We start from the raw sequence: 12819 nt of genomic DNA on the forward strand, positions 1-12819 counted from the left end.
TGTCTCAGAGGCCGGATAGTAAGACCTTGTAAGTACCCGAAAGGAACCGAACCCGATGGCAAACATCAAGTCTCAGAAGAAGCGCATCCGCACCAGCGAGGTTGCTCGCGTCCGCAACAAGGCGATCCGCTCCGAGCTCAAGACCGTTATCAAGCACGTCAAGGCCGCCGTTGAGGCTGGCGACAAGACCGCTGCCCAGGCTGCTGCCACCACCGCCTACCGCAAGCTGGACAAGGCTGTCGCCAAGGGCGTCATCCACAAGAACCAGTCTGCCAACCGCAAGTCCGGCATCCAGAAGCTCGTGAACACCCTCTAAGGTATCGCGAACATAGCTTGTTCTTTAACGGGTCCCGCTTGCGGGGCCCGTTTTGCATAGGAGGTGCCATGAAAATCGCGGTAAGCGCCTGCCTTCTGGGCGAGAACTGCAAATACAGCGGCGGCAATAACCGCAGCGAACGTTTGCTCTCGGAGCTGGCAAAGCATCCCGAGATCGAGATCATTCCGGTATGTCCCGAGGTGGCGGGCGGTCTTCCCACACCTCGTCCTCCCGCGGAGATCGTTGACGGGGAGGTTGTGAACAACTGCGGAGTCAGCGTCGATGCCGAATACCGTGCGGGCGTTGCCGCTGAGATGACGCGGCTTAAACCGCATATCGAGTCGGGCGAGCTGGCCGCCGCCGTCCTGCAGTCACGTAGCCCGAGCTGCGGCGTGCACGAGGTGTACGATGGAACGTTCACCGGTCGCTTGATTCCCGGTCAAGGGCTGTTCGCGGAGACCCTTGAGCGCGGGGGAGTGCGAATCGTGGACGTGGCCGACGTCTGAGTTCACCGAATGCCGGTATATTGGGGCAAAACGTTCCCCAAAACGTACACTTTGAAATCCGAATCCTGGGGTTTTGCAAAATAAGTGTACGTTTTGGGGAACGTTTTGCGCTGATTTAGCGTGGCGTTGCGGCGCAGGGCCACATGATCGTTTGCTCGACGTGGTCGGGCTGTGAGTTTCGCCCTCTGGGCGCTCCGCCCGTGCTATCATGTCGACTCACAGGCGTTGATGGGGACGAGTAGGTCGGACCCGCACGGCGAAGAGAGCCCGGGGAGCTGCGATCCGGGTGCGTGCGGCCGCATCGAATATCACCCCGGAGCCGCGGCCCCAACGGCGCGTTCGCGCCCAGTAGGCGTCGCCGGGATGGTCGTCGTGACAGACCAGCCGAGTACGAGGGGAGCGCGATCGCGCGAACCTTTGAGCTGGGTGGTATAGCGAAACGCACGCGGGTCTGCTTCCCGCATTCATAGGCGCTTCGTCCCAGCTTGAGCTAGGACGGGCGCTTTTTTCATGCGCCCACAACAGAGAGGGGTATTCGTGGCAAACGAGTACAAGCAGACCATGAACCTGCCCAAGACCAAGTTCCCCATGAGGGCGGCCCTGGCGCAGCGCGAGCCGGAGCGTCTCAAGCGCTGGCAGCAGAACCACGTGTACGAGCTCATGCTCAAGAAGAACGAGGGCCACGAGAAGTTCGTCCTGCACGACGGTCCTCCCTACGCCAACGGCCCCATCCACCTGGGTCACGCGATGAACAAGATCGCCAAGGACATGATCAACCGCTACAAGGCCATGCAGGGTTATGAGACCCCGTACGTGCCCGGTTGGGACTGCCACGGCCAGCCTATCGAGCACAAGGTCGAGACCCAGATGGGCACCGAGAAGTTCAACCAGGCCTCCACGGCCGAGATCCGCGAGCTCTGCAACAAGTTCGCCGTCGAGAACATCGACCTGCAGCGCGAGGGCTTCAAGCGTCTGGGCGTTCTGGGCGATTGGGACAACCCCTACCTCACGCTCTACCATCAGCATGACGCCGCCGATATCGAGGCCTTCAAGGCCATGTTCGACCGCGGCATGGTGTACCGCGGCCACAAGCCGGTGCATTGGTGCAAGCACTGCCACACCGCGCTCGCCGAGGCCGAGATCGAGTACGCCGACGAGACGAGCCCGTCCATCTACGTCCGCTTCGAGCTGACGAGCAAGCCCGCCGGTCTCGAGTCCTTCGATGGCCCGGTCGACTTCGTGATTTGGACCACCACGCCCTGGACCATCCCGTCGGACCAGGCGGTCTCTCTCAAGCCCGAGGCGATCTATACCGCCATCGAGCACGACGGCCGCGCCGAGATCATGCTCAAGGACCTCGCCGAGAAGGTCTGCGGCATCGCCGGCTGGGATGTCACTCCCGTGATGGTCGACGGTAAGCCCTACGAGGTGCCCGCCGAGGTGCTCGACCACCTGCATTACAAGCAGCCTGTCTTCGACGGTGTCGAGGGCGTCGCCCTGCTGGCCGACTACGTGGGCACCGAGGACGGTACCGGTATCGTTCACAACTCGCCCGGCCACGGTGTGGACGACTACTACGTCTGCATGAAGGAGGGCATGGACGTCTGCATGCCCGTCGACGACGACGGCCGCTTCTACAACGGCGACGAGTTCGGTGCCGGCGGCCCGTTCTCCGGCATGGACACCGACGAGGCCAACCCGCACATCATCCAGTTCCTGCGCGACCGCGGCATGCTCGTGGCCGAGGTCAAGATCACCCACAGCTACCCGCATTGCTGGCGCTGCAAGAACCCGGTGCTCTTCCGTGCCACCGATCAGTGGTTCGTCTCCATGGACAAGACCGGCCTGCGCGAGCAGGCGCTCGACCAGGTGCGCAACCACGTGTCCTGGTATCCCGAGCACGCCGTCAACCGCATTGGCGCCATGGTGGAGCAGCGTCCCGATTGGTGCATCTCCCGTCAGCGCAACTGGGGCGTGCCGATTCCGTCCTTCACCTGCGCCGACTGTGGCGAGAAGATCATGAACGACGACACGCTCGACGCGGTCATCGCTCTGTTCCATGAGAAGGGCTCCGACGCCTGGTTCACCGATGCTCCCGAGTCCTACCTCGGCGACGCCTGCGTGTGCCCCAAGTGCGGCGGCCATCACCTCAAGGCCGATCGCGACATCCTCGACGTGTGGTGGGACTCCGGCGTGTCCTGGAAGGCCGTGTGCGAGTACCGCCCCGAGCTCAAGTATCCGGCGGACGTCTACCTCGAGGGTTCCGACCAGCACCGCGGCTGGTTCCAGTCCTCGCTGCTGACTTCCGTGGGCACCAACGGCATCGCTCCGTACAAGGCCGTCATCTCCCAGGGATTCACCCTGGACGGCCAGGGCCGCAAGATGTCCAAGTCGCTCGGCAACGTGATCGACCCCAACAAGATCTGCGACGAGATGGGCGCCGACATCATCCGTCTGTGGGTTGCTTCCGTGGACACCTCCACCGATGTCGCCTGCGACCACGAGATCCTCGCCCGCACCTCCGACGCGTACCGTCGCTTCCGCAACACCCTGCGCTTCCTGCTGTCCGTGCTCGAGGGCCAGTTCGAGCCCACGACCGACGGTGTGGCCTTTGACGAGCTCATGCCGCTCGACAAGCTCATGCTCGCCCGCCTTACGCAGGTGCAGGCCGAGGTCGACGCCGCCTACGAGGGCTTCGAGTTCAACCGCGCGTACCGCACGCTGTACGACTTCGTGGTCACCGAGCTCTCCAACGTTTACCTTGACGCGCTGAAGGACCGCCTGTACTGCGAGAGGCCCGGCAGCCACGAGATGCGCAGCGCGCAGACCGTCGTGGCCGAGCTGCTCTCCATGCTCATGCGCGACCTGCAGCCGATTCTGTCCTACACGGTCGATGAGGCCATGGAGTTCGCTCCCGCCGGTTGCCGCGACAACCAGGAGTACGCGGCCCTTCTCGATTGGTACAAGAGCCCCATCACGCTCGAGCAGGCCAACGAGTTCGCCGGCGTCCTCGAGGCGTCGCTCGAGCTCCGCAGCGTCGTCACCAAGGCCATCGAGGCCGCGCGCGCCGAGGGCACCTTTACCAAGAGCCAGCAGGTTCGCGTGAAGGCGACCGCCCCGGCAGAGGCTTTCGCCCTGCTCACCGGTGACAAGGCCGTTGACCTTGCCGAGTTCTACATCGTCTCCGAGGTGGAGCTGGCCGAGGGCGATCAGTTTACCGCTGAGATCGAGGGTGCGCATGGCGAGGCCTGCGACCGCTGCTGGAACTTCCGCGAGAGCACGGGCGTCCATGGCGAGCATGCGCACATCTGCGACCGCTGCGCCGCCGCGCTGGCCTAATCTCCTGCTCGCGAAGCATGCGAATTGAACATGCCGAGGCTCGGGCGGGGCGCTTGACCCCTCCCGAGCCTCTGATGAAAGGGGCCGACGTGGCAGACAAGAAGACAGAAGCGGCCTTCTGGCCGTCTCTATCGTGGCGTGCCTGCGTGGCGTTGATCGCCGCCGTCACAACGCTCGCTCTCGACTACGTCACGAAGGTGTTCGTGAAGAACACCCTCATGGTGACGGGGGAGAGCGTCTCCGTGATCCCGGGGATCTTGAGCTTCCGTTTTGTGGCGAACAAGGGCGCTGCCTTCAGCCTCGGCGAGGGCATGGGCCTGATCTTCGTCGCCTTTGCGGCCCTTGTGATCGTCGCCATCCTGCAGTACCTGACTCGCACCCGTCAGGTCTCCAAACTCGAGACGCTCGGGTTGGGCCTTGTGGCCGGAGGAGCGCTTGGCAACGCGATCGACCGCCTGATGCTCGGCTATGTCGTCGATTTCATCGCCACCGATTTCATCGACTTCCCGGTTTTCAACGTCGCGGATATCGGTATCTGCGTCGGCGTCTTCTTCGCGTTCGTGGGCTTTATGTTCCTTTCGCCCGCGGCAAAGGTCGATGCGACGGCTGAGCTGAACGCCCGTGATGAGGCCGCGGTAGCGCGTCGCGAGAAGCGTCGCGCCGAGCGTGTCCGTCGCGCGCGTGCCGCTTCCAATGCGCAGGGCGGAGATACTGCACGCCCGGAGGGCGAGGACGTCCCCGCTGACGGCGGTGATGCGTAATGGCAGCCGACGTGCATCTGCTCGTTCCGTCCGAGGCGGCCGGTGAGCGCCTCGACGCCTATCTGGGGGCCCAGGATGCCTGTCCCTCACGCTCTGCCTGTGCGAAGCTGGTCGAGGCCGGCGCCGTTGCCGTCAACGGTGAGACATGTCTGTCCAAGAAGCAGGTCGTTTGCGAGGGTGACCGCATCTCCATCGAGCTTCCCGAGGTGCGCGAGCCGGGGGCGATCGTGCCTCAGGCCATTCCGCTCGACATCCGCTATGAGGACGACCATCTCCTTGTGCTGTCCAAGCAGCGCGGCCTGGTGTGTCATCCCGCTCATGGACATGAGGACGGCACCCTGGCCAACGCACTTGTCTACCATTGCGGGATCGAGCACCTTGGCACCGTCCAGGGCGAGGATCGTCCCGGCATCGTGCACAGGCTCGACCGCGACACGTCTGGCCTTATGCTCGCGGCTAAGGATGACGAGACCCAGCGCGCCCTGCAGAATCTGATTCGTACGCGCACGCTCGACCGTCGCTACATCACGCTCGTCCACGGCGAGATCGTGATGGATGAGGGCACGATCAACACCGGCATCGCGCGGTCCACGCGCGACCGTGTGAAGATGGCCGTATCCGACGATCCATTTGCCCGTCAGGCCATCACCACCTTCCAAGTGCTCGAGCGCTTCGAGCCCGCGCGTGGAGATGAGGGATACACGCTCGTCGAGTGCCATCTCTACACCGGACGCACCCATCAGATTCGCGTGCACATGCGCCATATCCACCATCCGCTCGTGGGCGACCCGCTCTACGGCAAGGGCAACGGGCGCATGAACCTTGACCTCGATCGTCAGTTCTTGCATTCGTGGAGCGTCCAGTTCGAGCATCCCATCACCGGTGAGGTCGTGAACTGTCGCGACGAGCTGCCCTGGGACTTGGCCGCCGCTCTCGAGGAGCTGCACGATCGCTCGCTCGGCCGCACGGCCGCGGGCGATGTCATCGTTCCGCAACTCGGCTTGCTCGAGGACTGAGTTTGGGGGCGCGCCCGCTGTTCATCGGCGTGGTGCACCCGCCTCAGTCATGTTCATATCCTGCCGGATGCCATAAGGCCCATCCAGTGGCGTACACTTGAACGGTCTGCACCCTTCGTCTCGGGAGATGCTTTGACTCCGATTGTCATCTTCAACACCATCGTCGGTCTGGTGTTCTCTGTCTGCTTCCTGTATCAGGTGGTTTTCTTCTTCATCGGTCTCATTCGCGGCCAGGTGAAGATTCCCCCGGCGAAGAAGCAGCATACCTATGCGTTCTTCATCGCCGCCCATAACGAGGAGGCGGTCATCGCCAACCTGGTCAAATCGATCAAGGACCAGGATTATCCGTCCGAGTTGATCGACGTCTTTGTGGTGGCCGACGCCTGTACGGATAACACCGCCCAGGCCGCGCGCGAGGCGGGGGCCATCGTCTACGAGCGCAACGACCTCTCGCGTAAGGGCAAGAGCTGGGTCATGGATTACGGATTCGATCGGATCCTTCGTGAGTACCCCGGCAAGCACGAGGCGTTCTTCATCTTCGACGCCGACAACCTGCTCTCCCGTGATTACGTCACCATCATGAACGATGCGTTCGACCAGGGCTATCTCGCGCTCACGAGCTACCGCAACTCCAAGAACTTCGGCAGCAGCTGGATCTCCTCGGCTTATGCGACCTGGTTCATCCGCGAGGCCCGCTATCTCAACAACGCACGCATGATCTGCCATACCTCCTGCGCCGTGTCGGGCTCGGGGTATCTGGTGAGCGCCAAGCTCATCGAGGGCATGAAAGGCTGGGATTTCCATACCCTGACCGAGGACATCCAGTTCTCGACGTTCTGCGCCATCCACGGCGTTCGGATCGGATACGCGCCGGCCGAGTTCTTCGATGAACAGCCGGTCACGCTCAAGGCCTCGATCAAGCAGCGCATGCGTTGGACAAAGGGCTTTTACCAGGTGCTGTTCACTTACGGACGCCATATGTTCAAGTCCATCGGCAAGTTCCATCGGTTTGCGGCCTACGACATGCTCATGGTCGTCGGTCCGGCGATGCTGCTGACCCTCATGTGCCTGCTTGTCAACGTGACGTTTATCGCGGTAGGCAGCTTGAGCCACGGCTTCTTGGCCACGGATGCCGAGATAGAGATGGCGATCGGGTCGATCATCATGATGCTCGCCTACATGTACGGCACGTTCTTCGTGATGGGCCTGTCCACCACCATCACCGAGTGGAAGCACATTCACTGCCCGCAGAAATGGCGCATCTTCACCAACCTGTTCACGTTCCCGCTGTTCATGTTCACCTACGTGCCGCTTACCGTGGCCGCCCTGTTCCTCAAGGTCGACTGGGTGCCCACGCCGCACGATGTGAGCGTCACGCTGGACGAGGTGCTCGACGGCGCAAAGTAGCGAAGGACCCCGCGGCCCGATGATGGGCGGCGGGGTCCTTCGGTCTTAAGCTTGTTCGGACGGGCGCTACGCGTTGCGATGACTGCTGTGGTACTCGTCCCACAGCTGGTCTTCGAATTCCTCGAGCTCGCTCGAATAGTCATCCCAAGAATCGGTGTGGGACTCCTCCATGTGGTCGTACATGTAGGGGGCGGTTACGGCGGACTGCATGACGCCGAAGGCCAACCACAGGAACGCGATGGTGAACACGGCGAGGCCGCCCAAGACGCATCCGGTAAGGATGTAGGCGAAGTTCGAATCGTTCGCCTGATTCGCGGTGGACGCGCTGGCGCTCTCGATCAACGGCTGGCGCGAAACGAGATCGGTATCCTCGGGGGCGTTCGGTGCTATCTTGCTGTAATCAAAAGAGGGTGCTTCCATGGTGTCCTCGCTTGCATTCGCGGTTTTTAACCCATTATACCGATGGTGAAGGAGGCGGTCATGCCCACGCAACTGTCGACCGTCCTCGACATGCTCGTTTCGGTCATCCTTGCGGGCGAGATTGCGGCGGCCGCCTTTATCGATGCGCGTGAGCGACGGTTCCCGCATGCTCTTTCGGTCTTGTTGGCGGCCACGAGCGCCATCTTTGGGTTGATGTATGGCGGCATCCGCGGTTTTGCCTGGCATGCATTGGCGGCCGTTGCGGTGATGGCGTTGTTGCTTGCGACCGAGACCCTTTGGCGCCGCATGCACAGCGGAGCCGCAGGGCTCGGTGGGGGAGACGTCAAGTTCCTCGCCGCGCTCATGTTGGCCGACCCGCTCTATGCGCTTGCTTCGTTTATCTTGGGATTGTGCCTGCTCGCCGTTTGCGGCTTGCTGGCGCGACGAGACGCCCTGCCGCTGCTGCCGTTCGTCGCCATTGGGTGTGCGCTCGTCCCGCTCGCTTCTTTGCTTCCGTGAAACTGGACCGTGTTTTGTCCTCTCGGTATGCGACTATAAGCGCATGAAATCGTGAGAGATTGGATGAGCACATGAGTACGACCGAGAGCACCTTGTTCGACCGCCTAAATTCCATGCCCGACCAGCTGTCCCATGCGCTCGTCGAGCGTATGGAGGACGACCGCGCACGGGGATGGGTCAATCCCTACCGTGCATTCGATGAGGACGTGATCCGCAGGGAGGACCGCCCGGCCGATCGCAACAGCATCTGGCGCCCCTCCTATGTTCGCGACACCGAGAAGATCTTGCATCTTCCCGCATATAACCGCTATAACGGCAAGACGCAGGTCTTCAGCTTCCGCAGCAACGACGATCTGTCCCGTCGCGGCCTGCACGTGCAGCTCGTGGCCCGTATCGCGCGCGACATCGGTCGCGCACTCGGCCTCAATTGCGATCTCATCGAGGCGATCGGTCTCGGGCACGACCTCGGTCATACGCCCTTCGGACATACGGGGGAGGCGTTGTTGAACGACATCAGCGAGGCTCGGACCGGCCGTTCGTTTTTCCACAACGTCCATTCCGTCCGCGTCCTGGACGGGCTGTACGGCAGGAATCTCTCGCTGCAGACCCTCGACGGAGTGCTCTGCCATAACGGCGAATACGAGCAGCGCGTTTTCGAGCTGTCCGGCTTGAGTGGATTTGAGGAGTTCGACGCAGTCGTCGATCGTTGCTATGCGAGCGATTTCGACTACGTGAAGACGCTTCGTCCCATGACGCTCGAGGCCTGCGTGGTCCGCATCTCCGACATCATCGCCTATGTCGGGCGCGACCGCCAGGACGCCATCGAGGCGGGTCTTGTGGATGAGGGCGCGTTTGCCGACGGTATGGGCGGCCGGTATAACTCGTGGATCCTAACGCGTGCGTCGATCGATATCGTCGAGCATAGTTACGGCAAGGACCGTATCGAGATGAGCGAGGAGCTCTTCGAGGAGATTCGCCGTGCCAAGCGTGAGAACTACGCGATGATCTACCATTCCGTCGCGATCGAGGAGGAGCGCAAGGACATGATGGCACGGGCGTTCAGCCTCATGTACGAGCACTTCCTCGGCGACCTCAAGGCGCATGACGAGCATAGCACCATCTTTAGGCACCACATTGCCAGGATCGACAAAGCGCTTGCGCATTACGGCCGCACGTACGATTGGTCGAGCGACTTTGACCAGACGGTGATCGACTATATTGCCAGCATGACGGACGGCTACTTCATCGAGCTCGCATGTACGCTGTTCCCCGAGCTCGATTTTCCGCAGCGCACCTACATCAACGAGTGAATACGAACAGGTGTTTGAATAGGGCTGGTCGTTTGATACACTCTTGTTTGAATGAACGATCGTCGGAGAAGGCCCATGGACACGTTATTTTCCAGCAACGAGCGCGTAAAACAGCTCAAGAACGCACCGCTTGCGGTTCGCATGCGCCCGTCGACGCTCGATGATTACGTGGGTCAGAAGAAGGCCGTGGGCCCGGGCTCCTGGCTTCGATCCGCCATCGAGCACGACGTGCTTTCCAGTGTGATTCTGTACGGACCCGCAGGTACGGGCAAGACCACGTTGGCGCATATCATCGCCTCGCACACCAAGAGCGAGTTCGTGGAGGTCTCCGCCGTTACGGGCACCGTCAAGGACCTGCGCCGAGAGATCGATGAGGCAAAGCACCGCCTCATGATGTTCGACCGCCGCACCATCTTGTTCATCGACGAGATCCATCGCTTCTCCCGTTCCCAGCAAGATGCCCTGCTCCACGCGGTCGAGAACCGTACGGTCGTCATGATCGGCGCCACGACGGAGAACCCGTACTTCGAGGTGAACTCAGCGTTGCTGTCGCGCAGCCGCGTCGTGGAGCTCGAGCACCTGGCCGATGAGGACGTCGAGCGCCTGGTCCGCCGTGCTCTGAGCGCACCGGAGGGGCTCGACGGGCGCTTCAGCGCCAGTGATGAGGTTATTCGCGCGATCTGCACGCTCGCCGCCGGCGACGGGCGCAGTTCGCTCACCACGCTCGAGTTGGCGAGCGAGATCGCCCTTACCAGGCCCGGTCGCGAGGGCGAAGCCCCGGCCGATTCCGCATCTCCCATCCCGATCGAGCTCGAAGATGTGAAGCAAGCCAATCCGCGCCGCGGCCTGTCGTACGACAAGTCCGGCGACATGCATTACGACATCATCTCGGCTTTCATCAAATCCATGCGCGGCAGCGATCCCGACGCGGCGGTGTATTGGCTCGCCCGCATGATCGACGCGGGGGAGGACCCCAAGTTCATCGCCCGGCGCATCATGATCCAGGCGAGTGAGGACATCGGCAATGCCGACCCCACCGCGCTCCTTGTGGCCGAGGCCGCATTTAAGGCGGCTGAGGTCATCGGCTATCCGGAGTGCCGCATCAACCTTGCACAGGCCGCCATTTACAACGCCCTCGCGCCCAAGTCGAATGCTGCCGAGGCCGCCATCGACGCCGCTCTGGCCGACGTTCGCACAAGCGGGCAACGTGAGGTTCCCAGCTACTTGCGCGACCGTCATCGCCCCGGTTCAGACGAATATGGCGACTACAAGTATCCGCACGATTACCCCCAGGGCTGGGTGGAGCAACGCTATTTGCCCGAGGGCCTGGAACGCGGGGTGTTTTGGCAGCCCAGCGGTCGCGGTTGGGAGCAATGGCGGGCGGAGAACAAGCCGCGCTAGGGTTTGGGCCTTGTTTGCGCCCGGTCCTTGTGGGGTATCATCAACCTTACGTGTGTCGCTCGTTTGCAATGGAGGCATCCATGGAACCTATGCAGATCGTCCTTGTCGTGCTCGCCTTGGTCGGCGTTTGGGCCGTCGCGGAGCTCGCGCTTACCTTGCGTCGCACCCGCGACGTCGTGGCTTCGCTCGACAAGACGGTGGAGCAGGTCAACAGCACTATCGAGGAGGCTCGTCCTGTCGTAGCCAAGCTCGACGGCGTCGTCGATGAGCTTCAGCCCGCAGTTGCCCAGGTCGAGCCGCTGCTCAAGCAGGCAACCGTCGCCGTTGAGGCGCTGTCTGCCGATTTGATCGAGGTCAATGGCGTTCTGCGCGATGTCTCCGCCGTGAGCGGTGCCGCCAGTAGCGCTTCTAACGCCGTCACCGAGCTTGCCGACGCCGCATCCGGTAAGGTCCAAAGGTTGCTCCACCGCGGCCACAAGGCCGCAGCCCCCAAGGCCGTAAAACCCGCGCCCGCGCACGATGACGAGCCCGTTGCCCAGTCTGCGGTCCAGCCTGCCGAGGCGCCCGCGCCTGAGGGCGAGCCCCAGGCCGAGCCCCGCATCTACTTCACCTACAACCCCGGCGAGGAGACCATCAATGAATAACCCCACTGCCATCTCTCTCGTCGTTTCGTGCGACCCCGATCTGGCCCGTCTCGTCCGTATGACCGCGGCGAACGTCGCCACGCTCTCCTCCATGTCGGTCGAGTGCGTCGAGGATATCCGCATGGCTGCCGAGGAGGCCTTTATCTACGCGTGTGCCACTTCGCCCGACGAGACCCTCACCATCGATTTTGATGTCGACTCCACGCGCGTGGCCATGACGTTCACCCTCGAGGCGGATGCCTTTGCGGAGCCCTCTGCCGACGATCCCACCGCCGCGTACGCCGATTTGATCCTCGGCTCCGTCTGCGATGTCTATCAGAAGGTCGAGACTCCCGCCCGTCTCGTGCTCGAAGTGAAGGCGGACGTCGATGACCTCTAAGACCTCGGGTAAGAGCGCTTGGGATAAGGAGAAGACCCGCGAGCTCTTCCGCCGATTCAAGGAGGAAGGGGATATGGACGCGCGCGAGAAGCTCGTCATGTCCCATCTGAATCTCGTGCGCTTCATCGCAAATAAATTCAAGAACAGGGGAGAGCCCATCGACGATCTGATTCAGGTCGGGTACCTCGGTCTGCTCAAGGCGATCGACCGTTTTGACCCTAGTCGCGGGCTTGAGTTCACCACCTTCGCCACACCCACCATCATGGGCGAGATCAAGCGCCATTTCCGCGATAAGGGCTGGTCGGTCCGCGTGCCGCGCCGCCTGCAGGAGCTTTCGGCCAAGGTCAACCAGGCCACAGACACGCTCACCTCGCAGCTGCAGCGCTCTCCGACCATCGCCGAGATCGCCGATTACCTCGACGCGACCGTGGACGAGGTCCTCGAGGCCATGGAGTCCTCCTCTGCGTACAGCTCGGTCTCCCTCGAGGCCCCGTCTGGCGCCGACGACGATGACACCCCGTCGGTCATCGATCGCTATGCGACCGAGGATTCCGATCTCGCGTTCACGGACGACCGTATCATCATCGAGGAGGCGCTTGCGAGCTTCTCCCCGAGGGAGCGTGACGTCATCGAGATGCGCTTCCTCAAGGGCATGACGCAGATCGAGATCGCCGAGAAGCTCGGCATCTCCCAGGTCCAGGTCAGCCGCCTGCTGCGCCGGACGCTCAAGAAGATCCAGGATAAGATCGACCCCGAAGGGGTCATGACCGGTTAAACCCGGCCGTCGCGCCATCTTCGGCG

At 62.3% G+C, this 12819-nt stretch carries 13 protein-coding genes; 12 read left to right on the top strand and 1 reads right to left on the bottom strand.

Annotated elements, in window-relative coordinates:
• The first annotated feature begins 55 nt into the window (after positions 1 to 55).
• The 6 genes from rpsT (at position 56) to COLINT_RS01250 (ending at position 7345) form a co-directional block, all read left to right on the top strand.
• Entirely contained in the window at positions 56 to 316 is a 261-nt protein-coding gene (gene rpsT / locus COLINT_RS01225) for a 30S ribosomal protein S20 (protein WP_006722482.1), read from the top strand.
• Between the two features lie 68 nt (positions 317 to 384).
• Positions 385 to 822, top strand: a complete 438-nt coding sequence (locus tag COLINT_RS01230; RefSeq protein ID WP_006722483.1) for a 2-thiouracil desulfurase family protein — start codon at positions 385 to 387, stop codon at positions 820 to 822.
• A gap of 510 nt (positions 823 to 1332) precedes the next feature.
• Complete coding sequence (gene ileS, locus COLINT_RS01235) at positions 1333 to 4161, top strand: isoleucine--tRNA ligase (RefSeq protein WP_006722486.1); 2829 nt, start codon at positions 1333 to 1335, stop codon at positions 4159 to 4161.
• 89 nt (positions 4162 to 4250) lie between these two features.
• The gene (lspA, locus tag COLINT_RS01240; protein WP_233418310.1) at positions 4251 to 4922 is read left to right on the top strand and encodes a signal peptidase II; all 672 of its coding nucleotides are present in this window, start codon (positions 4251 to 4253) and stop codon (positions 4920 to 4922) included.
• The gene (locus tag COLINT_RS01245; RefSeq protein ID WP_006722488.1) at positions 4922 to 5938 is read left to right on the top strand and encodes an RluA family pseudouridine synthase; all 1017 of its coding nucleotides are present in this window, start codon (positions 4922 to 4924) and stop codon (positions 5936 to 5938) included. The genes lspA and COLINT_RS01245 overlap by 1 nt, the downstream gene beginning before the upstream one ends.
• 132 nt (positions 5939 to 6070) lie before the next feature.
• Positions 6071 to 7345, top strand: coding sequence for a glycosyltransferase family 2 protein (locus COLINT_RS01250; protein WP_006722489.1), 1275 nt, complete (start codon positions 6071 to 6073; stop codon positions 7343 to 7345).
• Positions 7346 to 7411: 66 nt separating this feature from the next.
• Here the strand turns inward: COLINT_RS01250 and COLINT_RS01255 are convergent, their stop codons facing one another.
• The gene (locus tag COLINT_RS01255) at positions 7412 to 7765 is read right to left on the bottom strand and encodes a hypothetical protein (protein WP_006722490.1); all 354 of its coding nucleotides are present in this window, start codon (positions 7763 to 7765) and stop codon (positions 7412 to 7414) included.
• Between the two features lie 60 nt (positions 7766 to 7825).
• On the opposite strand from COLINT_RS01255, the gene COLINT_RS01260 reads away from it, so the two are divergent.
• From COLINT_RS01260 to COLINT_RS01285, 6 genes are all read left to right on the top strand, one after another.
• Positions 7826 to 8284, top strand: a complete 459-nt coding sequence (locus COLINT_RS01260) for a prepilin peptidase (protein ID WP_050750527.1) — start codon at positions 7826 to 7828, stop codon at positions 8282 to 8284.
• 71 nt (positions 8285 to 8355) lie between these two features.
• Complete coding sequence (locus tag COLINT_RS01265) at positions 8356 to 9594, top strand: deoxyguanosinetriphosphate triphosphohydrolase family protein (protein WP_006722492.1); 1239 nt, start codon at positions 8356 to 8358, stop codon at positions 9592 to 9594.
• 75 nt (positions 9595 to 9669) lie between these two features.
• On the top strand, positions 9670 to 10995 hold the full coding sequence (locus COLINT_RS01270; protein WP_006722493.1) for a replication-associated recombination protein A: 1326 nt from the start codon (positions 9670 to 9672) through the stop codon (positions 10993 to 10995).
• 80 nt (positions 10996 to 11075) lie between these two features.
• Complete coding sequence (locus COLINT_RS01275) at positions 11076 to 11639, top strand: hypothetical protein (protein WP_039910229.1); 564 nt, start codon at positions 11076 to 11078, stop codon at positions 11637 to 11639.
• Positions 11632 to 12018 carry an ATP-binding protein gene (locus COLINT_RS01280; protein WP_006722495.1) on the top strand — a complete coding sequence of 129 codons (387 nt, stop codon included), beginning with the start codon at positions 11632 to 11634 and terminating at the stop codon, positions 12016 to 12018. The genes COLINT_RS01275 and COLINT_RS01280 overlap by 8 nt, the downstream gene beginning before the upstream one ends.
• The gene (locus COLINT_RS01285) at positions 12008 to 12793 is read left to right on the top strand and encodes an RNA polymerase sigma factor SigF (RefSeq protein WP_006722496.1); all 786 of its coding nucleotides are present in this window, start codon (positions 12008 to 12010) and stop codon (positions 12791 to 12793) included. The genes COLINT_RS01280 and COLINT_RS01285 overlap by 11 nt, the downstream gene beginning before the upstream one ends.
• The last annotated feature ends 26 nt before the right edge of the window (positions 12794 to 12819 follow it).

Source organism: Collinsella intestinalis DSM 13280, from assembly GCF_000156175.1.
GTDB classification, from domain to species: Bacteria; Actinomycetota; Coriobacteriia; order Coriobacteriales; family Coriobacteriaceae; genus Collinsella; species Collinsella intestinalis.